Here is a 23,146-nt window from a genome sequence, read left to right on the forward strand (position 1 = left end):
CAACTAATAAGAGGTGCCTAATTTTAGGCACCTCTTAAGGTTTAACAAGATTATATTTAATGAGCTTGTACTGTAATGTTTGTCTTGGAATGTTTAATAAGAGGGCCGCTCTTTTTACATTTCCACCTGTTTCTTGCAGAGTTTCTTGGATCATTTGTGCTTCATATGCGTCTACTTTTTCTTTTAGAGACGACGTGGTGGAGGTGTGCGGAAGGTGTGCTTTTTGTATGTGAAAAGGGAGGTCTTCATAGGTGATGTGTTCATCAGCGATATTCATGGCAGCCTCGATGGCATGCTTTAACTCCCGCACATTTCCTGGCCACAAATAGGATTTAAGAGATTGTAAGGCTTTATTATCGATTTTTGATACGAGTTTATTGAATTTAAAATTATATGTCGATATGAAGTGATCAACCAGAAGCGGGATATCACTCTTGCGCTTACGTAAAGGTGGTAACTCCAATGGTACAACGTTCAATCGATAGTATAGGTCCGGACGCATAAGCTTCTTTTGCAAAAGGTCTTCAGGATTTTCGTTGGTTGCTGCAATAATTCGAACATCTGTTGAAAAACTTCTATTGGATCCGACCCTTCTTACGATACCGTCTTCAAGAACGCGTAATAACTTGGCTTGTAGTTCCATAGGAAGCGTCTGGACTTCATCTAAAAATAATGTTCCACCGTGGGCTAGTTCAAAGAAACCTTCACGTTCTTCAGCACCTGTAAAACTTCCCTTAACCGTTCCGAACAAAATACTTTCTAATAATGTAGCAGGTATGGCAGCACAATTTTGAGAAATGAATGGTCGGTTTCTCCTTGGTGAATGATTGTGTATAGCTTGAACGAGGAGTTCCTTTCCAGTACCTGTTTCACCGTATACAAAAACAGGGGAATTGGTCTTTGCCACTTTCTTTGCTTGTTTTTTAATTTGAACAATCTCATTTGATTGTGACAGGATATGATCAAACTCGAAAGACACTTTGTCATGAGTCATTTGTTTTGCTTTTGTGGAGCGATCGTCAATCTTTGCTTGTAAGTCTAGGAGCTTAAGTGAAAGGTCTTTAACACGACTCATATCTTTTGCAATTTCAACAGACCCAATTAATTTGTGCGCTACGAATATAGGAATGGTGGTATTTACAGTGTCTATGAGTTGTCCTTTCATATTTCTGTATGTTTGGTGTTGGTTAAAGATTGGCTCCCCGGTTTTCATTACTTTGATTAAGGTGCTGGTTTCTTCTTTTAAGGAAGGAAAAACAGACAAAAGAGGTTTACCGATCACATCTGATACGTTTAGACCGTCATGGTCGGCTGCGATTTGGTTGTAGTAGATGGTTTTTGCATCTTGATCGATGACGTGAATCCCTTCATCTATACTATTCAAAATGGCTTTAAGCATCTCATTTGTATCTGTTTGGGTATAAAACAAGGACAACGCCCCCTTTAGGTGCCGGTTTTTTTGTAATGTGCTGAATTTTCAGCACATTTTAAGTGTAATGGTCCTTTAAAGAAATTGCAATAAAAGTTTCCAAAAAATTGATTTGTTACTATAAATCAACTAATGAAAAAAGAACGAAGGACACGTTACGATAATAAGTGTCATTTAGACACAGAAACATTGTTTATTCAAGGAGGTATTTATTTTATGAAGAAATGGATGATCGCAGGCGCGGTAGCACTGGCTGCTTTGATTTTGCCTGAGCAGACAAATGCGTCTTCAAATGAATATACAGTTAAAAGTGGCGATACACTTTGGAATATTAGTCAAGAGTATGGAACAACTGTTGATCAATTAAAAAATGCAAATGGACTAACAGATTCTCTGATTTACCCTGGACAAACCTTAACACTTACTGATGGTGATGCGGTTGTAAGTGAAGGCGAGATTGACATTCTTTCACGCCTTGTTCATGCAGAAGCTGAAGGTGAGTCCTACGAAGGGAAAGTAGCGGTAGCTGCCGTTGTTCTCAACCGTGTAGAAAGCTCTGATTTCCCAGATACGATTGAAGGGGTTATTTATGAAACGCACAACAGCGGCAATACGTTTGCATTCGAACCGGTACAAAACGGTCAAATTAATCAATTGGCAGATCAAGAAGCAATTGATGCAACACGTGAAGCTGTAAATGGTAATGACCCTTCTAACGGTGCCCTTTTCTTCTTTAACCCTGAAACATCTACTTCAGAGTGGGTAAACCGTTTAACCATTGATTCTCAAATCGGAAACCACGTTTTTGCCTCTAACTAAAAAGAGGTTCACATGGTGAAGTTATCGACCATAAGAAAAGCAGCCGGATGTGATTCCGGCTGCTTTTTTCATCTTTTTAATCTTCCATCGTTGAAAGGTCCCCGACAGGTTCACCGAGTTCCCACGCTTTTAATACTCGTCGCATAATTTTTCCACTTCGAGTTTTTGGAAGCTTATCCTTAAATTCGATTTCCCTTGGCATCGCATGAGCGGAAAGCTCTTTTTTGATAAATTGCTTAATTTCATCTACAAGTTCTTCATCTTCGGTATACCCGTCACGAAGAGAAACAAAAGCCTTGATAATGTGACCTCTCACTGGATCGGGTTTACCAATAACGCCTGCTTCTGCTACTGCACGATGCTCGACTAATTTACTTTCAATCTCAAAAGGACCTACACGCTCACCGGCAGTATTGATGACATCATCATTACGTCCTTGGAACCAGAAGTATCCTTCTTCATCACGATAAGCGGTATCACCAGAAACATACCATCCTTCAATGGCGAAATACTCTTTGAATTTTTCATCGTTCTTCCAGATCTTACGCATCATCGAAGGCCAGCCGGCTTTTATAGCCAAATTACCCATTTCGTTTGGTGGTAGTTCCTCACCGTGGTCATTAATAATGGCAGCTTCTACACCAGGGAAAGGTTTACCCATGGATCCCGGTTTAATGGGTTCAGTAGGGTAGTTACAAATTAACATCCCGCCTGTTTCTGTCATCCACCACGTATCATGGATGCGGCGGTCGAAGACTTCATTACCCCAACGAACGACTTCAGGATTCAATGGCTCCCCTACACTTAAAATATGACGAATGGAGCTTAAGTCAAACATTTCTTTAATGTTCGGATCGGCTGCCATTAGCATGCGAAACGCCGTTGGTGCACTGTACCATACAGTTACGTTGTATTTTTCTAAAGTCTCGTACCAATCTTGGGGAGAGAAACGGCCACCACGTACGACATTTGTTACACCGGTCAACCATGGTCCGAAGATACCATAAGATGTACCTGTTACCCAGCCAGGATCAGCTGTACACCAATACGTGTCGTCCTCTTTAAGATCCAACACCCATTTGGATGTTTGATAATGTTGAAGCATGGCATTGTGTACGTGATAAACCCCTTTAGGTTTACCAGTTGATCCAGATGTATAGTGAAGGATAAGTCCATCTTCCAAGTCGACCCATTCAACTACAGACTCTTTTGAAGCCGCTTTCATTTTATCATAATAAGAGACGAATTTTTCGCCATCCGGAAGTTCGTCACCAACAATAACGACTTTTTCAAGGTGAGGCAACTCGTCTAATGGAACTCGTGGTAGAAGGGCTGGTGTTGTAACCAATACTTTAGCTTCACTATCTTCCAAGCGAGCTTTAACAGCATCTTTCATGAATGCTTCAAAAAGTGGCCCTACAACAGCACCGATCTTTATTGTGCCGAGAAGAGAAACATAAAGCTCAGGAGAGCGAGGCATGAAAATAAAGACGCGGTCACCTTTTTCCACTCCTAAATCTTTTAACATAGACCCGGCTTGATTTGATAAGTCTCTCAGCTGGCGAAACGTATAGGTTTCGTCACGATCTGCATCTGAATAGAGTAAAGCTGGCTTATTACCAAGCCCATCCTCAACATGACGGTCAATCGCTTCATACGCTAAATTCACACGTCCTGTTTCGTGCCATGAAAATGCTTCTTTCACTTGATTCCAGTCAAAATTTTGTTTTGTTGCTTCATAATTTTCAAGCTGATGTAAAGTAGACTTTGGCTGTAATACTTTCAAAATCAAGCACCTCCGCGAATTATGTTAATACAACACTCTGAAATATCAGAATTTTAAGCATAGTTAAACGTTACCTAAAAAACCATTGAATTGTCAACACTCTACAGAAAGATACAATTAATTAAATGATTTTACAAAGGTGAGAGTGGAAAGGCTTGATGTATGATACAACAGTTATTTTTATAGAAGTATGGGGAAGAAAAGTGGGTAAAACACATGTGATAATACACCTAAGGCATTTTTTTTCGGGTCGTCTATGTCGCTTTTTTTCCGAAGTATTGACATGGAGATGGATCACGACTTAAAAGGTAAAATACGATGTAAATTTCGCCTTCGCACCGCCTCACATGATAAAATGTAGGAGGTTATCAATTGTATAAAATAGCGTAATGAATGATTTTCATGAAATCAACGTTGTTTATACTTGCAACAGCAGAAAGCAAAGGAGAGATTTTAAAGATGGATTGGCTAGGAATAGTAATATTAATCGTTGTTGGTTTTATCGTATTAAGAGTAGTTGGTACGATTTTAAAGTTTGTTATAACTGCAGGACTGATTCTCCTGTTTATTTATATCATTATGAGACTAGTTGATTCTGTGATGATGATTCCCTCTGTATGGTTTTAAATTATCACGTAATACGCGATCGACTACACATATTAAAAGGACACATATTTCCTCTAACATTCAGTAGCTTAATGACTATGAGGCATGCTCATTTTGTTTTAAGCATCGCTCGTTGGGGGTAGATTAACAGAAGAGATGAAACTAAAGGAGGAGCAAATGATGGATTATCGAATTGAACGAGATACTCTAGGTGAAATGAGAGTTCCCAAAGACAAATGGTGGGGTGCCCAAACTCAACGAAGCCTTGAAAACTTTAAGATTGGTAACGAAAAGATGCCTCCTGAAATTGTTTCCGCTTTTACTGTGTTAAAAGAAGCCTGTGCCAAGGCAAATGCTGATTTACACAATATGGAGTTTGAAAAGGCGAAAGCCATTACCCATGTGTGTGAAATGATCAGAAAAGAGAAGCATACAGAGCATTTTCCTCTTGTGGTCTGGCAAACAGGGAGCGGGACTCAGTCTAATATGAACATGAATGAAGTCATCGCCTATAAAGCGAATGAGCAATTAAAAAAGAGTTCCGATCTAACTGTTCACCCTAATGATGATGTCAATCAATCACAAAGTTCCAACGATACATTCCCTACTGCTATGCATATTGCAGCAGTTTTGGATGTATATGAAAGACTGCTTCCAGCTGTGAGACATATGAGGGGTGTATTGGAAGAGAAAGTCATTTCTTTTCAAGATGTCATCAAAATTGGACGTACTCATTTACAAGACGCAACACCACTCACTTTAGGTCAAGAAATGAGTGGGTGGGTTCATATGCTGAAAAAGAGTGAGCAAATGATTAAAGAGAGTACTGAACACATGCGAGCTCTTGCCATTGGTGGAACAGCTGTAGGTACAGGGATTAACGCACATTCTAAATTCGGTGACATGGTTGCAAGTGAGATCAGTTCCATAACAGGTCATGAATTCTATTCCTCTGAAAATAAATTTCATGCCCTCACCAGTCATGACGAAATCACCTATGCTCACGGGGCCTTAAAAGCGCTGGCCGCAGACCTCATGAAAATTGCCAATGATGTACGTTGGTTATCAAGTGGTCCGCGATCTGGAATTGGAGAATTGACTATACCTGCCAATGAACCGGGAAGCTCTATTATGCCAGGTAAAGTTAATCCGACTCAAAGTGAAGCCCTTACGATGGTCGTATCTCAAGTTTTTGGCAACGATGCTGCGATTGGGTTTGCCTCTAGCCAAGGAAACTTTGAATTAAACGTGTTTAAACCGGTTATCATCTATAACTTTCTTCAATCTGTAAGGTTATTGTCCGATGCGATGAACTCCTTTACAGACAATTGTCTAGTAGGGATTGAAGCAAATGAAGATGTCATTGAAAACCACGTTAAAAATTCGTTAATGCTTGTAACGGCATTAAATCCCCATATCGGCTATGAAAAGGCCGCTAAAATAGCGAAAAAAGCATTTGAAGAAGGTACTACGTTAAAAGAATCGGCAACAGAACTCGGGTTTCTGACAGAGGAAGAATTCGATAGTATGGTAAAACCGGAAAATATGATTGGACCAAATAAATAAAATCTTTTAAAAAGAGACGTCCAATAGGTTGTTGGACGTCTCTTTACCTGTCACCCCTGATATACTAGTAAAGATTTAGACTTATATAGAAGGAGTATGTTTATGCGCGTATTCGATTTACATTGCGACGCTCTTCTGAAATTGTGGGAGAATCCGGGTAGGACTTATGTAAATAATTCAGATTTCCATACAAACATGGAGAGGCTTGTTCGTGGTGACGTGAAGGTACAGCTCTACGCGGTTTTTGTTGAGCCTGAGATCCCGAGCGATCTGAAGTTTCAAGTAGCCATGGATCAAATTGATTTATTTTACACAAGAGTTTTGACGCAAAAAGGAGTTAGACACATAAAAGAATGGTCCGATTTAACGGAATTAGAACCGAATGAAATTGGGGCTATGCTTACTTTAGAAGGGGCCGATGCCTTTGGTAACGATCTAGGGAAGTTAAGGACGTTATACAGACTCGGCGTAAAGTCGTTGGGACTCACGTGGAATAACGCAAACCTTTGCGCTGACGGGGTTGGAGAGCCCCGTAACGGAGGATTGACGGAATTGGGGTTTGAGGTGGTTCGTTTAAACAATGAGTATAAGGTTTGGACAGATGTATCTCATTTAACTGAACCTGGTTTTTGGGATGTAATGAAAGTAGCAAAATACCCTGTGGCGACCCATTCAAATGCCAAAACTTTATGTAGTCACAGAAGAAATTTGACCGATGAACAAGCTCAAGCGTTGTTTCAAAGAGATGGTCTCCTAGGTGTAGTGTTTCATCCCCCTTTTATTAAAGATGACGCGGACTCCTGTGATATTGATGATTTAGTGAAACATATTGACCATTTTTGTGAGCTTGGAGGAAAGGATCATATTGCTTTTGGATCTGATTTTGATGGGATCGACCGAGTCGTTACTCGTTTAACCCATTCAGGAGAGTACCAAAATCTTATTGAAGAATTGCTAAAACGCTATAGTGAAGAAGAGGTTAAGGGGTTTGCATACAAGAACGTCCTCAATCATTTACCCATCTAACTTCCGTTAAACATGGCTATTTTTAAATAGGTTGTTGGTTTTAAAAAAGAGTATTATCCTCTTATCATTTTATAAAGCTCCGCTTCACCCCATTCGCTCCCTTTCTGCGGCGGTGTCGGCGGAGCCTTCTCGGGTAAGCCTTTGCGAAGTCTTGCTTGGCCCCAAAGCCGCAGGAGTGTCGCTGTTAGTGTTCAGCTACGCATAACAAAAGGACACAACACAACGTATGACATTACGTTATTTGCAAAGAAGTATACTCACTTTTTAAAATAAATGTAATATGGAGCACAAAGCGTCCGTTTGTTGTGTAATATACAACAATCTATAAAATTCAAATTGGTGTACCAGTTTACCCGGGAGGAGATTCTTCCCGGGCTTTTTTACGATTTATTCCACAATGGTTAAAGTGATCTGGGATGAATATAGTCTTTTTCCGATACGTTTATGGTTTGTTTGTTTAAACGGATCATATTCCACTCGGACCAGGGTCTGAAAATTGATGATTGTTCCATATAGCGATTAGGGTATAACTCCAATAAGTAAGCCAAAAAGCCAATTGCCTTTTTAACGTCTCTTGGATAGATGTCGTACTCTGAAGAAGAATAAGTTCTTGCTTCCTCTAGCATGGTGAAAAAAGAATGTTTTTCACTAAAAGTAGCTTCAGATTTAAAATAACCCCAAATATGCTCGAGTGTGTTTATGACGTCCTTATGTGAAAACGGCATACCTTTCTTCGTTTTAATGGTTTGATATACGTTAAAATAATCACTTACCGTTTGTGCTTCTTTGAGCATTTTTTGAATCTCTTTATAGTGACCATATCCTTTAGCCATCAATTCGTATTTATTGACTGACCAAAGTAGTTCCGTCACTTTTTTTACATGATGTTCGATTTGAATCACCTCGTAAAATATTCTACTAGATAGGAAATGATAAAGGAAATAGATCCTAATTGAAGCATAGACATGATGAGAGGGGTATCTTACATGCGTACATTCACAAAGCCCAGAATCGTCGTAAGCAAATGTCTTGAGTTCGAGGCTTGCCGATACGATGGTGCAAAGATTAAAAGCAATGCGGTTAGTCAGCTCTTTGACAACGCAGAACTTATTCCTGTTTGTCCTGAAGTAGAAATTGGTTTACCTACGCCACGGGAATCCATACGAATTGTCGAATCAAATGGAGAAGAGCGGCTTGTTTTGCCTTCAGAAAAAAAAGACCTTACCAATCAAATGAATCAGTTCTCCGATCTCTTTTTAAGTGAATTGAGTGAAGTGGATGGTTTTATACTTAAAGGACGGTCTCCGAGCTGTGGTATTTTTGATACAAAAGTGTACGCAGGAATAGAAAAGTCTCCTGTAGTGAAGAAAAGTGCTGGTTTATTTGCCAAAAAGGTAAGTGAACACTTTCCCGATTCGGTTATTGAAGATGATGGGAGGCTCCGTAACTTCTCCATTCGAGAGCACTTTTTAACAAGTGTGTTTACCCTTAGCGAATTTCGGGACATAAAGAAATCAAAGAGCTTGGAAGCATTAAATCATTTCCATGCAAGAAATAAATACCTTTTTTTATCCTACCACCCCGGCCTATTAAAAGAGATGGGAAAAAGTATTGCCAATCACGATGGTAAAAAAGTGGAGGAAATCTATTTTTACTACGAAAGAACATTGCTAAATATGATGAAGAAAAAGCCGAAATTCACAAGTCATATCAACGTATGTCAACATATACTAAGCTTCTTTAAGAAAGAATTAACGCCACTTGAAAAAGAGCATTTTATTACATTACTCGATCAGTATAAGGATAAACGTATCCCGTTAAGTAGTATTACAAGCTTATTAAAGTCTTGGGTCTTGAGATTCGACCAAGCTTATCTGTTTAATCAGACTTATTTCGAACCTTATCCGGAAAGCCTTGTTGAAATAACGGATTCAGGAAAGGGACGAAGCTACTAAACATACTTTTGGACGAAGACCGTTATGATTGATATACTACTTAACAACGAACATGAGATGAGGTGGTCACGCATATGAAAAAAGCAACGTTTGCGGGAGGGTGTTTCTGGTGTATGGTATCACCATTTGATGAACAACCAGGGATTGAGAAGATCGTGGCTGGTTATACGGGAGGGAAAACAGAAAACCCTACCTACAGAGAAGTTTGTACAAATACAACCGGACATTTGGAGGCTGTACAAATCACTTACGACCCGGACGTATTTAAATATGAAAAACTACTTGAACTCTATTGGTCCCAAATTGATCCAACTGATCCCGGCGGACAATTTCACGATCGGGGAGAATCATATAAAACCGCTATTTTTTTTCATGATGATGAGCAAAAAAAGCTAGCAGAGCAGTCACGTGAAAAGCTTGCTGCAAGTGGTAAATTTAAAAAGCCGATTTGTACGGAGATAAGACCGGCTTCTGTCTTTTTTGAAGCGGAAGAGTATCACCAAGATTACTATAAGAAAAACCCGACTCATTACAATATGTACAGAAAAGGAAGCGGTCGCGCGGATTTTCTAAACACTCACTGGAGGTAGATTCTAAAGATGACAAATCGAGCGAAAAAAGATAAAGGGACATTAACAGATATGCAATATAAGGTTACACAAGAAAACGGGACGGAACCTCCTTTTAAAAACGAATTTTGGGATCGGTTTGAAGAGGGCATTTATGTTGATATCATTTCAGGCGAACCGCTGTTTAGCTCTACTGATAAGTATGACGCTGGCTGTGGATGGCCAAGTTTCACTAAGCCGATCGACAAGTCTCAAGTTAAGGAACACGCCGATTTTTCACATGGCATGAGAAGAACAGAAGTAAGAAGTGATGAAGGAGACTCGCACCTTGGTCATGTTTTTACAGATGGACCTAAACCTGGTGGACTAAGATATTGTATTAACTCGGCAGCTCTTCGCTTTATACCTTATGAAAAGCTTGAAGAAGAAGGATATGGAGAGTACAAAAAACTATTCAATTAAAAAAAGTGCGGCGCGATTACAAAATCGTGTCGCACTTTTTAGTTGAAAACCAAAGAATTTAGATATGTGGCTAAAACTACTAATGTTAGCCATGCCTTCTGAACCTATTTAACGTCTGTACCAGCTCTTGTTTTCTTGGAAGTGCCAAATCACCAGGATGTTGACCTTTAAATGTACCTAGCACATCAAGACCTTTATGATCAATTTCTTCATATAAATGGTCAATGGCACGCATGACTGTTGTGTCGTTCTCTTTAAAAGTTGTAGATAACCGCTTGAGCATGACTGCCAGAGCCCGAGTCTGACTTTGATCAATGATTTGTTCCACATGGGACAGATCAATAGGTGTGCGATTAAAGAGGATCGTCTCTTTTCCTTTGGCATCCACCTTTTGCTTATGACCAAGCTTATTTACAAATGAAGGTCTATCAAATCGGCGTGGTTTCGGCAAAGATATGGGAGTGGGCGTTTGGTGCAATCTGTTGTTTTTTAATTCTCCGGCAATCTCTTTAGCTTGCTTCGTTTTATCAAAAGGCTTGTAATGGTCCATCTGAATAACATGGTCTGCAGCTTCAAAATAATCACCGGAACCCCCGATCGCAAGGATCGTAGAAATGTTTAAGGTGTCCGACAGCTGTTTTACATGATCCAAATAAGGAGTAATCGGCTCGTTTGCCACAAGTTTTTGCATTCTTGCGTCACGAATCATGAAGTTTGTGGCACTCGTATCCTCGTCCATTAACATCAGTGTGCATTTCATTTCTAAAGCTTCCACAATGGACGCTGCTTGTGACGTACTTCCACTTGCATCGTCTGTGGAGAAAGACTGAGTATCTTTATTAAATGGAAGGTTGGTAATGAAAGGTGTTATATCTACGTCGTGTACACTTCTTCCATCTTCCGCTTTTATTTTAACGGCGCTTTGTTCGGTCAATACATATTCCCGTCCGTCCTCTAAAATGTGATTGTAAACGCCTCTTTCAATCGCCTTTAACAATGTGCTTTTCCCGTGATAACCGCCACCTGCAATGAGAGTGATCCCTTGGGGTATTGCCATACCGGTGATGGTGCTACCATCAGGTAAGTGAACTGTGTGTTCAAACGCATCTGGAGAATGAAAAGGGACTGCATCTTTTAAAGGTTTATTACTTACCCCGCTTTCCCTTGGAAGGATAGATCCATTAGCAATGAAAGAAACAATGTTATGTTTTTTCATGTCTTTTCTGATCGCTTCTTGATTGTCTGCAAGGATCACGTAGTCTTTTACTTTAGTGTTAGTAATCTTTTCTAACGCATTAGTTACAATTACAGGTACAGTGTGGGTTAAGAGAGTTGCCGCGTCTTTTCCTCTGATTCTTCTACCATTAGCAGGTAGACCAATACTTAACCGAATGTCGATTTGATGAGGATTGACATTGACCGCTGTTCGATCAAGAACTTCTTGACCAGGTGAGTCAATGACAACCAAACCTCCTTTTCCGGTTCCCATTCTTGGTACTTGTTTTTTCTTAATTTCCTTGTTCACAAAGCGAGCGATCATATCTTCCACAGCTATTTTACGAACGTCGGTCGATAAACAGTCGGTCGATCGTTTTTCATGAGAAAAAGGAACAACTACCCTGACTTTAGAAGGGGAAGCAAACGGATCTCCTTGAACGTAATCAATATGTAAAGTGAAATCTCTTTCTTTATAAGATCCTTGAATGGACTTTAGCATTTTATAGCTCTTCCCATCCATTTGTGTAAGCTTTTTTCTAAGTTCATCCATTGGCATGAATAGCACACTCCTTTAAAACGGTACTAATTAACATTAAATCATAAGTGGTTAAATTAACAAAATCCTCTCCGAAGTTAAAAGGCTCCCTGATAAAAAGAATAATTATCCAGTGTAAAGGAGACATTATGGTTGTAAAAAATGAAAAGGAGATTGATCATCATGAAAAAATGGGTTGTATTAAGCTTCGCGTTTATGATTGCTTTATTATCAATGGGTGCAAGCGTGACACAAGGAGAAGCAAGTGAGGGATTTGTAAGAGCAATCCACGCGTCTCCGGATGCTCCAGCAGTCGACATCTATGTAAATAAAGATAAGGTTTTAGAAAGTGTAACGTTTAAAGATGTGAGTGACTACTTGCCGCTACAAGAAGGTGCTTACAACGTTCGCATTTTTCCAGAGGGGGCAAATCCTAAAAAAGATGAAGCCGTCATTGAAAAAAATGTAGAAGTTAAAGCAGGGCAAGCATATACGCTGGCTGCTGTCGGTCCTCTTAATCAATTGGATTTGGTAGCAGTAGGAGATGCTTTGGAGCCAGTAGAAGGTAAAGTAAAAGTAAGAGCAGCGCATTTTTCACCGGATGCTCCAGCAGTCGATATTGTTGCCGCACCGGATACAATCTTGTTTGAGAATGTAAGCTTCCCTCAGGTGAGTGATTATCTTGAAGTGGATGCAGGAACAGTAAACCTAGAAGTAAGACCGACTGGATCTGAAGATACTGTATTCCAAGTACCAAACGTAGGTCTTGAAGAAGGATCTGTATACTCTGCATTTGCTGTAGGTCAGCTCGAAGGAGAGCCGGCATTCGATATTATTCTTGTGAAAGATGCCATACAATAAACGTTTTTAGAGGTTAGGACAAATAGAATGTGTTTTGTAAAGAATCCAAACAATGAACGAGCGTTGCGTATGAAATGTGATCTCGAAAGCGAAGGGGAGGCCCTCGTAGTTCGCGTAACGAGGAGGGTAGCCCAGCTAGCGGGGTATATTTCAACAGTCATACGAATAGGATCGCGAATTGTTTGTACGGATTCTCTTACTTAAAACACGTTTGTCCTAGCCTCATTTTATTTTGGGTTCCTCTTAATAAATGAGACCTTCTCCTAAAACTCCAATGGTTTCGTTATGAACCAACAATTGATCTTAGAATGAAAAACCGCACAAAACGACAAAATAAAGGTCTGTAGTTGGTTTGTTACGCAAATGTCATCGGAAATTCGTTGTTTTGTGTCGAGAATATGTTTATCATAAAAGTAATAATGAAGAGACAAAGGTGATAGCACCATGAAAGCCAGCACTTATTTCATAATAATGATCCTACTTTTCCTAGTTTTACTTCCTAAATATTATATCGCAGCAGAGCCTAACCTTTTGCATAGTGAAGCTGCTGTTGTTATTGATCGCCAAACAGGGGAGATCCTTTACGAAAAAAATGCGGAACAAACCATGTATCCGGCAAGCATAACAAAAATCATTACTGCTATTGTTGCTCTTGAAGAAGCTGAATTGTCAGAAGATGTGAGCGTCAGTTTCGATGCCGTAAATGTTATAGGCACTCGAGTATATTTATTGGAAGGTGAAGTCTTATCATTGGAGCAGCTACTGTTAGGTGTGATGGTAAGTTCGGGGAACGACGCAGCTATTGCTATTGCAGAGCACGTGGACGGTTCAGTCGACGCTTTCTCTACACGAATGAACAAATTCGTTCAAGAAAAAGTAGGTGTGGACAATTCGAACTTCACAAACCCTCACGGATTATTCGAAGAAGAGCATGTAACCACGGCACTAGATATGGCTAAGATTGCAGCTTACGCTATGAACAATGAAGATTTCAGAACGATTGTAGGGACAAAAAGTTTGGATTGGAAAGGGGAAGGTTGGGAAACAACGCTTTTCAATCATCATGATCTTATGAGACAAAACGAACATATTACAGGTGTCAAAAATGGATTTGTCCAGCGTTCTGGATATACATTAGTGACGTCTGCTTTTGATGGGGATACGGAAGTAGTAGTAGTTACGTTGAATTCTCCTAACAGGCATCTTGCATACGAGGATACAAATAAATTAATTGATTATAGTTTGGGAAAGTTTGAAACAAAGACAATTAATCTTACCGGAGAAGATTTATTAATCGATTACATTTTACCAGATGAACTTTTTGTCACTTCATACAAAGGGGAAACAATCGAATATGAAGTCATGGATGAAGGCATTATTAAGGTTACAGGGGAAGAGAAAAGGGAAATTGCAAACGTTGATTTAGAGAAACGATATTTAACCAACCTTCCTTCTTACATTATTCCTTCTCATAAAGAATCAAAGGTTGCGAAAAAGTCGGTTCCAATCGGATACGAACGATTTGCAAGGTGGTTTATCTTGAGTGGATTTACTAAGTGGAGTATAGAGTAATTGAGGATGACGAGCAATCTGTTATCCTCTTTTTTTGCTCTAACACAAAATAGAAGAACGAGGTTAGGAATTAAAGTAAGTGTTCAAGGCGGAATCCGAACCATTTGCTAGCAGAGTGGATGAGATATACGCTCCTGCGGGAAGAAAAGCGAAGGTGAGACCCAGCAGTGACGAGCGTTAACATCTTGAGCGTCAAGTTGCTACGACGCAGACGTCTCGAAGCATATGCATGTAGAGGAAGAAGCACGCTCTTCGAAGGCATTGAAAAGTTAAAGATCAAACTTTTTCAGTGCCTTCGTCGTGCACGAGGAGGCTCAACCGCCTCCTGGGGAAAGTGAAGTATATTTCAGAAGCGGCTTGTTTCCACCGCATACCTTTGTTCGGATTTCCATTCATAACCATACTTATGCCACAGCCTCGATGAGGTAGAGCGTCTTTGTCACTGAGAAGTGAAAAAATGGAGTTAAGAGTAATCCTCCTTTACTGAATTTATTCAGTGCAAAACTGTTATAGAAACATGACTAACCTTATCCTTACATTTCCTTTAATTGAGAAAGCATTCGTTTGTACTCTTCTTCGTTTATAAACATAGCTCCGGTCCAATTTTGTTCAATCCATTGCCTCAATTCATATGAGGAATTAAACACTTCTCCCGATGTATCCGATTTTCGGATCATATATCTCCCGTTGTCCTCATCGCAAGTTACTTCACAAGGGTATGCACTATCTTCACTATGTAACTGGAAATCCATATGTTCATTCGCCTCCATCTTATATCTATGTTTAGTCTAATACTTAAACGTAAGACTTCTTTATTGTTATAGGATCACCAGAAAAATCAGGTTTACACAAATGTGTTAAATAATTCAATGTCCCGTGCTGAAGATCCAAAGGTTACATGATATTGAGACATATAGTGATTGAACGTAGCGTTTGCCTTTATCACTTTGGATGAGTGAAAAGTATATCTTGCGGACTTTCTTTTCGTTTCTGAAATAATGGAAGTAAATTGGAAATTATTTGTTTACATAAGAACGTAGCGGTAAGGGGTTTTTCTTATTATAATAATAAGAGAAGTCGAATTTTTCCGATAAAGATGTGGAGGGCTGTTCACCATGAGATGGGCTAAGCGTATTTTACAAAACTTAGTACTTCTAAGCTCGTTAGCATTAGCTGTTGTTTTGATCTCTGTAGCAGTTGCTGTTTATCTGTGGCAGTCCACTGATGCAGGGCGATTACCTGCTAAAACGGCTGTCGTTTTGCATGCCATTAATAATAATTTGGTTACGCTTGATATTGATATACGACCTCCACGAATTGTAAGTGGAGGTGGGGGAGGAAGTCCTTTACTCCGTGAAGACTTATACGTTCCTGTAGTGGGAGACGTTCAAGTTCCTGTAAGAATTTATCGCCCTAAAGGGGAAGGACCTTATCCGATTGTGATGTATTATCATGGTGGTGCCTTTATGGAAGGGTATGGAAGTATTGAGACACATGATAACATCGTTCGTTCGTTGGCCACAAGAACAAATAGTGTAGTCATTAGTGTTGGGTATCGTGTCGCACCTGAACACATCTTCCCGGCTGCGGTTGAAGATAGCTACGCGGCACTAAAATGGGCGCAAAAAAATGCAGATACCTTTAACGGTGATCCTAATACAATTAGTGTTGCAGGAGATAGTGCCGGAGGGAATATTGCTACAGTAATGACATTAATGGCAAGAGATCGCCAAGGACCGGATCTTACTTCCCAAGTGTTATTCTATCCTCTCACAACGTTTCAAGATGTGGAGCTTCGTTCACGGGAAGTGTACGATAGTGGCTATTACTTGTTATCCCGGCAAGTCATGTATCGGGCGAGAGATTTGTATACACCTGAGGAAATGATGTGGGGCAACCCCTATACTTCGCCACTCCAAGCGGATAATTTAGAAGATTTACCGCCCACACTCATTATCACAGCTGAGTTTGACCCTCTCCGTGATGAAGGGGAAGCATATGCAAAACGGTTGGCTGATTCGGGTGTCCATGTAAGAGCAACGAGGTATCGCGGTGTGATGCACGGGTTTGTCTCTTTCTATGAAGTGATGCAAAGCGGAAGGTATGGTTTACAAGAGGCATCTAGCTTTTTAAGGCAGGCTCACGGGGGAGTACTCCAAGAAAGTCCGTACCAACTGCAAGTTCGACAATCTCCGCAAGGTATTGATCGTATGAGAGAGCAGGCTGAAGCGTTTGCGATTGCTGCTTATTTATTGGGCAGAACAGGAGCAAACCTTTTAAATCCTTAAGGACATATTGAGAGTAGGAGAGATAAGATGAGATCAGCCTTTTTTGCGAGACTCTTGGCCATTGGACAAGCCTTATTCACGGTCGGTTACTTTAGTTACATGTTTTATATCGCTTTTTCATGGGGATTTACCCCACGAATTATTCAAATCCTTGTAACAGATAGTATTTACTTGTTTTTTTTAATTAGTTCAGTCGGCTTGTTCCTATTCAAATCGTGGGGATGGTGGGTGACTGTCATCCTTTATGGAAAGCTACTTTTAAGTAAAGTCATTGGTGCGGGTAGCGAATGGTTTTTACTTCTCACAGGTACGATTGCGGAGCGATGGCAGTGGGGAATGTTTTTTGCTGATTTTTTTATTATGCTATTGTACGTACTGGTTCTTGTCGTTCTTTTTACAAAGCAAAGAGAGAAGTTTAAGATCGAGGACAGAGGTGTGAGGTTGGCGGTTCTTGTTTGTGTCGGTGTGGTTCTTTTGTATTCGCTCTACTTTATCGCCGCGCTGTGGTTGATCATTCAACTAGGGGTGTAAATAAAAGGATGGCCGCTTAGGTGCTGAAACACCTAAGCGGCCATCCTTTTTTAAATTGCATTTAAAATAAGTTGAAGGTTGAATGGAACCTTTTTTCACAAACGTCATGTTCAGTTGTTAAGGAACTTGTATGTGCAGGCGGATACTGTTAGACTTTTTTAATAATGAACGATGTTTATTCAAGTATCGTGTGATTAAAGGGGATGCAAGAAGATGGAACATAAATTAAACACCCGTGTGAAAAACATTCAAATTTCAGGAATCAGGCAGTTCTTTAACAGAGTTGCAGCGTTTCCTGATGCCGTACAACTCACGTTAGGTCAACCTGATTTCAGTACACCTGAACACATTAAGGAAGCTGCAAAAACGGCAATAGATCATAATTATACTCGGTATACAAAAAACCAAGGTGATGATGAACTTGTAGAAGCTGCTGCTGCCTTTGTGAAAAAGAAATATGAGCTTAACTACAACCCTAAAGACGAAGTGATTACAACAGTCGGTGCATCCGAAGCCATTGATATTACGATGAGGACCATCCTTGAAGAGGGGGATGAAGTAATCTTGCCAGGGCCTGTTTATCCGGCCTATGAACCGATTATTCGCTTGTGCGGAGCTGTACCTGTATATGTAGATACGACTGACTCTGGTTTTAAGATAACGCCTGATAAATTAAAGCAGGCTTTGTCTGAGAAGACGAAAGCGGTGATGCTTCCATACCCCTCGAACCCGACAGGCGTGACATTAACACGAGAAGAGCTCGACAAGTTAGGTATTGTACTGAAAGAAAAAGAGATATTTATCATTGCTGACGAGATTTATTCAGAGCTTAATTTCGAAGGGAAGCATTATTCTATTGCCAATGTTCATGGTATGAAAGAAAAGACGATCGTGATCAATGGGGTTTCAAAGTCTCACTCCATGACAGGATGGCGGATTGGTTTTGTGTTCGGTCCAAAACCAATTGTAAAACACATCTTAAAGGTTCATCAATATAATGTGAGTTGCCCGTCTTCCATTTCGCAAAAAGCAGCTACACAGGCTTTGACTGTAGGAATGAATGATGCAACTCCAATGAAAAACGAATACATGAAGCGCCGTGATTATATGTATAAGAGGCTAAAGGAAATTGGACTTGATGTTGAATACCCAAAGGGAGCTTTTTATATTTTTCCGTCTATAAAAAAGTCGGGCATGAGTTCTTTTGAATTTGCCATAAACTTACTCGAAGAAAATCAATTGGCAGTTGTACCGGGAAACGCTTTTTCGGATTATGGTGAAGGGTACATTAGACTCTCATATGCGTATTCAATGGACAACCTTGAAGAAGCCTTAAACCGGTTGGAGCTTTTTTGGCATAAACATACGTAATTGAAATGAGGGGAAACGATGATACACAATCGATTGTTTGTATACGGTACGTTAAGAAAAGGTGCAGTGAATGATCATTTTCTTAAAGATGTTACGCGAATAAATGAACAAGCATGGGTCAAAGGAGAACTATTTGACACAGAATTAGGCTACCCCGCCTATTCTATAGAAGGAGATGGGCGTGTCTACGGGGAGCTGTACGACATCCCAGATCAGCTTTGGGATAAGTTACACGTACTTGAAGGATACGACGGGAGTAAGAACAGCTTATTTATCCCCGAGGAAGTAACTGTAACGACGGATACCGATCAAAAACAAGCATTCGTTTATGTAGCAGGAGATCCTTCCTTGTTGAAAAAGAAAATTTCACAATCTGATTGGATGCGTTTCTTATTTGAGGAGAAACTCGGTGAGACGTTTTATTATTTTGCATTCGGTTCTTGTATGGACAAGGAAAGAATGGAACAAGCGAATGCGGATCATTATTTTCATGAGATAACCGGAGCATGTCTCCCGGGCTATGAGCTTCGTTTTACGATCGCTTCACGAGTTGACGGAATGGGTAGAGCGGATATTGTAGAAGATGGAGGATATTCCGAAGGTCTTCTTTACCGAGTCAATCGAACGGGCCTTGATTATTTGTATAAAAGAGAAGGCGTGTTTACTGGTATGTATCGCCCAGCGGTGATTTCCGTTGAAGGGTTGGACAACAACCACTACACAAATGTACTCACGTTTTTAGTTTTGGATAAAAAAGAAGAAATGGCTCCACCAGATCATTATGCCAATGAAATTCTAAGGGGAGGCAATGGGTGGTTGACTGAAACGTACTTGGATCGTTTGAAGTTGAAAATTCAAAAGCTACAAGAAACAGAAGTATCCAACACCAACAAGACAAATGAGGTGTAACCAATGTGCGGAAGGTTTACGCTATACGCAGATCCTGATTTCTTAAAGGAACAATTCGATCTTGAAAACGAAGAGGTCCTAAAAGAGATAGAGCCAAGGTATAACATAGCACCAAGTCAAGACATTCTCACGATTGTTCGTGGTAAAAAACAAAATCGAGCAGGCTATATGAAGTGGGGCCTTGTCCCTTCTTGGGCTAAGGATCCGAGTATTGGTTACAAAATGATTAACGCTCGTTCAGAAACCGCCCATGAAAAACCAAGCTTTAAACACCTGTTGAAGAAAAGGCGTTGCCTCATATGTGCAAGCGGGTTTTACGAATGGAAGAAAATTGACGGCGAAAAGCACCCTTATTATATTCAGCTTCCTTCTCAACAGCTTATGGTTTTTGCCGGACTGTGGGATCGTTATGTAACAAGTGATCAGACCTTAATCACATGCACAATCCTAACTACTAAAAGCAACGCTGTGATGAACCCTATTCATCACAGGATGCCAGTAATGTTAAGTGGCTCAGAACAAGAGGATTGGCTTTTGGGGAAAAAACCGGTTGAATTGTTTGAAACCAAACCGGAATCACTCGCCATTTCGCCTGTGTCTCAGTATGTGAATTCACCAAAACATGAAGGAGAGCGGTGCGTGGAGAGCATTTAGTTTACATGCTTTTTGATCTCGGTAATTAAAATCTTCAGGTTCGTACTGTTCGTTTTTTTATAGTCATTAGGAAAATGAAAGGGGCGATGTTTCTCACGGGACATCGCTTCTTTCATTGTGAAAATAGAAGGAGAAAGGTCTTTTTCTACCTCATCCCACATTAACGGATAAGATACGAGCCCCTCATTAACTGCACGAAGGGAATAAGGGGCGATAATGGTCTTGCCTCTCCCGTGTTGCAAGTAATCGATATACAAACGATTGTGACGATTCTTCTTTAGCCTTTCAACGGTTCTTGTATACGGATCCATCTCAACAAGCATGGAAGCTAAGAATGACAAAAACCGATTTGATTCCTCATATGATAAAGAGCCTTTTTCAATTGGAATAAAAACTTGCAACCCTTTTCTTCCCGTTGTTTTAACAAACGAATGAAGGTGCCACCTTTTAAATATTTCTCTCACGTCCAATGCCGTTCTTAGAGCAAGGTCAAATGACATTTTGTCTGGAGGATCAAGATCTAAAAAGAGCTCATGCAACTGGCCATGTATGTCTTCAGGTGGAATGTGGAATTCCAATGCACTTTGATTGCCTAACCATAAAAGGGTCTCTAAATCATGTACAACAATCGCCTGATGGCCTTCCCAAACTGCCGTCTTGACGAATTTGGGACGTGAAGCAGGGGCATTTTTTTGATAAAAGGACGCTTCTTCAATTCCTTCAGGGTAGCGAATGACAGTTAAAGGCCGATTTCTTAACATAGGCAAGATGGCTTTTGACATGACTTGCAAATAATAAAGGTAATCTCTTTTGGTTATTCCTACTTCTTGGATCAGTAATTTATCTGTGTTCGTAAACGTCACTTGCCTCGGTAAAGGTTCTAAATCATGGATCAGTTGATCGTGTGTAATCGCAAGAGGATCCTCTTGAAGCAAAAACTTCGTAAATCTCGGTTCTCGTAACTCGTTTCCTGTGAGACCTAAACAGCTTAACTCGCAACAAAGTGGCTCAACTAAACAATAGTGTCCATTCTTTTTAGTGCTGTTTTTACGGATAATTGTCTTTAACACATCACGCTCGTCATTTTTAAGCCCATGTAAAAAAGATCCAAGTGAAATAAGCTCTTGGTCATTATAGACACCAATAGAGAAGTATCCATTCTTTTTTTCTCCAGTAATAAGTACTCTGATCACTTTGAGGTTTTTATATTTCAACCACGTTTTGCTTCGTTCAGGAACCCACTGGCTCTGTAGCTTCTTTAAAATGATACCTTCACCGTTATGTAAAGTCACAAGGTCCCATACTGTTTCAAATGAAGAAAATGAAGGAACGAACTGGATGGGAATAGGGTCGTCTTGATCTGGCTTTAAAGGCCACTCTAGGTCTTTGAAAACTTGTTGTAGCATTTCCTTTCGCTCTGAATACTGCTTCATTCTTACATCCTTTCCCCTTAAGGTAAGGAGATCGAAAGCAAGAAAGGTAGCTGGGAATGCTTTGATATGATTTTGAATAGATACCGGGCTCTTTAATCTTCCACGTTTTTGACATGCTGAAAAATCGGCTCTGTAACCACTTTCAAGCATCACTAATTCGCCATCAAGTTGTAATGGTAAATGTGAAAAGTCCGCTTGCTCTGTTAAAAAACGCACGATTTCGGGGAAATGATCATTTAAAAGATGACCATTGCGGCTAACCAGTTGAACGCCTGATTTTTTTACAAACAACACACATCGAAAACCATCATATTTCACCTCGTAATTCCAGCTTTGTTTAAAGTCCGGGAGAGATTCAACTCGTGTAGGTAGCATTATTTTCATTTTTTTCACATCCTTTACCCAGTATTATCTACTCATAACCTTTACGATTTTTGCCGACATTAATACTAAAACCGTTGGTAAATAAGGGAGAGGATTAAATGCATACGATATGGAAAGGGACGATCAGTTTTGGCCTTGTGAATATTCCGGTCAAACTCCACGCAGCCACTGAAAACAAAGACGTTTCCCTAAGGCAACTTCATAAAGAGTGCCACACGCCCATTAGATATGACAAGGTATGTCCAAATTGCGAGAAAGAAGTGGGAAAAGACGACATTGTAAAAGGATTTGAATACTCAAAAGACCAATACGTCATCATTGAAGAAGATGAATTAAAGCAAATTCAAAAGGCTCAAGCGGAACGTTCGGTGGAAATTCTCGATTTTGTAGACTTAAAGGAGATCGACCCGATCTATTTTGACAAGAGCTATTACCTCTCTCCGAATGAAGGAGGAGCAAAAGCCTATGTGTTATTGCGACAGGCGTTGGAGGAATCGGGAAAAATTGGGATTGCGAAAATCATGATTCGTGCAAAAGAGCATTTAGCCGTGTTAAGGGTTTATGAAAACACATTACTTATGGAAACGATTCATTTTCCGGAGGAAGTACGAGCATCAGATCAAGTGCCGGGTATACCCGAGGAAAACGATCTTTCAAAAAAAGAAGTAAGCACGGCAAAGATGTTAATCGAGCAATTGACTACTACATTCGAGCCAGGTAAATACACAGATGAATATCGAGAACAGTTCTTAAAGCTCATTGAAGAGAAAAGAAATGGTGAAGAAATGGTTACTGCCAAAGAGCCGAAGTTGGATACATCTAATGTGACCAACTTGATGGATGCCTTGCAAGAATCCATTGAAAAAACAAAGAAAGCCAAAAAGAAAAAGCCAGCAACGAAAAAAAGAACAACGCAGCAAAAAAAGAAAAATGCGTAACCTTAACCGCTTCGTTAGCGGTTTTCTTTTTTAAAAATGGGGAAAAGCAATATTGCTTACTCGGTTCATTGTATGGAATTGGAAAACTCACTATTTCACAAATGACATAAGATCCCTCTTATTTTTTACAATAAAAGACAAATTATATCGGTATTTGATCAAAAATGAAGAATTTATTAAGAAAAATTCTAAAAAATCTACAATTTCTTTTGAGGATTATTTCCTATAGTGATA

At 39.9% G+C, this 23,146-nt stretch carries 21 protein-coding genes; 15 read left to right on the forward strand and 6 right to left on the reverse strand.

The genetic code is table 11. From position 1 onward, the window contains the following. Positions 1 to 34: 34 nt before the first annotated feature. Complete coding sequence (locus G476_RS0107625) at positions 35 to 1,429, reverse strand: sigma-54 interaction domain-containing protein (protein WP_342664047.1); 1,395 nt, start codon at positions 1,427 to 1,429, stop codon at positions 35 to 37. 216 nt (positions 1,430 to 1,645) lie between these two features. Between G476_RS0107625 and G476_RS0107630 the strand changes: the two genes are divergently transcribed. Then, positions 1,646 to 2,248, forward strand: a complete 603-nt coding sequence (locus G476_RS0107630) for a cell wall hydrolase (RefSeq protein WP_026689579.1) — start codon at positions 1,646 to 1,648, stop codon at positions 2,246 to 2,248. 76 nt (positions 2,249 to 2,324) lie between these two features. Here the strand turns inward: G476_RS0107630 and acsA are convergent, their stop codons facing one another. After that, positions 2,325 to 4,034 carry an acetate--CoA ligase gene (gene acsA / locus G476_RS0107635; protein WP_026689580.1) on the reverse strand — a complete coding sequence of 570 codons (1,710 nt, stop codon included), beginning with the start codon at positions 4,032 to 4,034 and terminating at the stop codon, positions 2,325 to 2,327. 402 nt (positions 4,035 to 4,436) lie between these two features. Here acsA and G476_RS0107640 point away from each other — a divergent pair, with 402 nt between their 5' ends. The 3 genes from G476_RS0107640 to G476_RS0107650 all read left to right on the forward strand — a co-directional run bounded on the left by G476_RS0107640 (position 4,437) and on the right by G476_RS0107650 (position 7,232). Further along, positions 4,437 to 4,661 carry a hypothetical protein gene (locus G476_RS0107640; RefSeq protein ID WP_156906534.1) on the forward strand — a complete coding sequence of 75 codons (225 nt, stop codon included), beginning with the start codon at positions 4,437 to 4,439 and terminating at the stop codon, positions 4,659 to 4,661. 159 nt (positions 4,662 to 4,820) lie between these two features. Beyond that, entirely contained in the window at positions 4,821 to 6,206 is a 1,386-nt protein-coding gene (gene fumC / locus G476_RS0107645; RefSeq protein ID WP_026689582.1) for a class II fumarate hydratase, read from the forward strand. Between the two features lie 102 nt (positions 6,207 to 6,308). Then, positions 6,309 to 7,232 carry a dipeptidase gene (locus tag G476_RS0107650; RefSeq protein WP_026689583.1) on the forward strand — a complete coding sequence of 308 codons (924 nt, stop codon included), beginning with the start codon at positions 6,309 to 6,311 and terminating at the stop codon, positions 7,230 to 7,232. A gap of 401 nt (positions 7,233 to 7,633) precedes the next feature. On the opposite strand, the gene G476_RS0107655 is transcribed toward G476_RS0107650, so the two are convergent. Continuing rightward, the gene (locus G476_RS0107655) at positions 7,634 to 8,134 is read right to left on the reverse strand and encodes a DUF1722 domain-containing protein (protein WP_035186263.1); all 501 of its coding nucleotides are present in this window, start codon (positions 8,132 to 8,134) and stop codon (positions 7,634 to 7,636) included. An 84-nt stretch (positions 8,135 to 8,218) separates the two neighbouring features. Between G476_RS0107655 and G476_RS0107660 the strand changes: the two genes are divergently transcribed. The 3 genes from G476_RS0107660 (at position 8,219) to msrB (ending at position 10,218) form a co-directional block, all read left to right on the forward strand. Beyond that, positions 8,219 to 9,187 (forward strand): YbgA family protein, encoded by a 969-nt coding sequence (locus tag G476_RS0107660; protein WP_026689585.1) that lies wholly within the window; start codon positions 8,219 to 8,221, stop codon positions 9,185 to 9,187. 74 nt (positions 9,188 to 9,261) lie between these two features. Next, entirely contained in the window at positions 9,262 to 9,777 is a 516-nt protein-coding gene (gene msrA, locus G476_RS0107665; protein ID WP_026689586.1) for a peptide-methionine (S)-S-oxide reductase MsrA, read from the forward strand. A gap of 9 nt (positions 9,778 to 9,786) precedes the next feature. Further along, positions 9,787 to 10,218, forward strand: coding sequence for a peptide-methionine (R)-S-oxide reductase MsrB (msrB, locus tag G476_RS0107670; RefSeq protein ID WP_026689587.1), 432 nt, complete (start codon positions 9,787 to 9,789; stop codon positions 10,216 to 10,218). Positions 10,219 to 10,303: 85 nt separating this feature from the next. Here the strand turns inward: msrB and G476_RS0107675 are convergent, their stop codons facing one another. Next, positions 10,304 to 11,992 carry an ABC-ATPase domain-containing protein gene (locus G476_RS0107675; protein ID WP_342664048.1) on the reverse strand — a complete coding sequence of 563 codons (1,689 nt, stop codon included), beginning with the start codon at positions 11,990 to 11,992 and terminating at the stop codon, positions 10,304 to 10,306. 162 nt (positions 11,993 to 12,154) lie between these two features. On the opposite strand from G476_RS0107675, the gene G476_RS21470 reads away from it, so the two are divergent. Together G476_RS21470 and G476_RS21475 are read left to right on the forward strand one after the other, a co-directional pair. Continuing rightward, the gene (locus tag G476_RS21470) at positions 12,155 to 12,832 is read left to right on the forward strand and encodes a DUF4397 domain-containing protein (protein WP_051314699.1); all 678 of its coding nucleotides are present in this window, start codon (positions 12,155 to 12,157) and stop codon (positions 12,830 to 12,832) included. Between the two features lie 444 nt (positions 12,833 to 13,276). Further along, positions 13,277 to 14,404 (forward strand): D-alanyl-D-alanine carboxypeptidase family protein, encoded by a 1,128-nt coding sequence (locus G476_RS21475; RefSeq protein ID WP_051314700.1) that lies wholly within the window; start codon positions 13,277 to 13,279, stop codon positions 14,402 to 14,404. A 533-nt stretch (positions 14,405 to 14,937) separates the two neighbouring features. On the opposite strand, the gene G476_RS0107690 is transcribed toward G476_RS21475, so the two are convergent. Further along, the gene (locus G476_RS0107690) at positions 14,938 to 15,156 is read right to left on the reverse strand and encodes a hypothetical protein (RefSeq protein ID WP_026689589.1); all 219 of its coding nucleotides are present in this window, start codon (positions 15,154 to 15,156) and stop codon (positions 14,938 to 14,940) included. Positions 15,157 to 15,519: 363 nt separating this feature from the next. Here G476_RS0107690 and G476_RS0107695 point away from each other — a divergent pair, with 363 nt between their 5' ends. The 5 genes from G476_RS0107695 to G476_RS0107715 all read left to right on the forward strand — a co-directional run bounded on the left by G476_RS0107695 (position 15,520) and on the right by G476_RS0107715 (position 20,157). Further along, complete coding sequence (locus G476_RS0107695; RefSeq protein ID WP_026689590.1) at positions 15,520 to 16,692, forward strand: alpha/beta hydrolase; 1,173 nt, start codon at positions 15,520 to 15,522, stop codon at positions 16,690 to 16,692. Positions 16,693 to 16,719: 27 nt separating this feature from the next. After that, positions 16,720 to 17,223 (forward strand): hypothetical protein, encoded by a 504-nt coding sequence (locus G476_RS0107700; protein WP_026689591.1) that lies wholly within the window; start codon positions 16,720 to 16,722, stop codon positions 17,221 to 17,223. A gap of 213 nt (positions 17,224 to 17,436) precedes the next feature. Further along, positions 17,437 to 18,594, forward strand: coding sequence for an aminotransferase A (locus G476_RS0107705; RefSeq protein ID WP_026689592.1), 1,158 nt, complete (start codon positions 17,437 to 17,439; stop codon positions 18,592 to 18,594). Positions 18,595 to 18,612: 18 nt separating this feature from the next. Then, a complete protein-coding gene (locus tag G476_RS0107710; protein WP_051314701.1) occupies positions 18,613 to 19,503 on the forward strand; it encodes a gamma-glutamylcyclotransferase family protein in 891 nt (296 codons plus the stop codon). 3 nt (positions 19,504 to 19,506) lie between these two features. After that, positions 19,507 to 20,157, forward strand: a complete 651-nt coding sequence (locus tag G476_RS0107715) for an SOS response-associated peptidase (protein WP_026689594.1) — start codon at positions 19,507 to 19,509, stop codon at positions 20,155 to 20,157. Here G476_RS0107715 and ligD read toward each other — a convergent pair. Next, the gene (gene ligD, locus G476_RS0107720; protein WP_026689595.1) at positions 20,154 to 21,974 is read right to left on the reverse strand and encodes a DNA ligase D; all 1,821 of its coding nucleotides are present in this window, start codon (positions 21,972 to 21,974) and stop codon (positions 20,154 to 20,156) included. The genes G476_RS0107715 and ligD overlap by 4 nt on opposite strands. Before the next feature lie 98 nt (positions 21,975 to 22,072). On the opposite strand from ligD, the gene ku reads away from it, so the two are divergent. Beyond that, positions 22,073 to 22,912, forward strand: coding sequence for a non-homologous end joining protein Ku (gene ku, locus G476_RS0107725; protein WP_026689596.1), 840 nt, complete (start codon positions 22,073 to 22,075; stop codon positions 22,910 to 22,912). The last annotated feature ends 234 nt before the right edge of the window (positions 22,913 to 23,146 follow it).

Source organism: Alteribacter aurantiacus DSM 18675 (assembly GCF_000429705.1).
Classification (GTDB): domain Bacteria; phylum Bacillota; class Bacilli; order Bacillales; family Salisediminibacteriaceae; genus Alteribacter; species Alteribacter aurantiacus.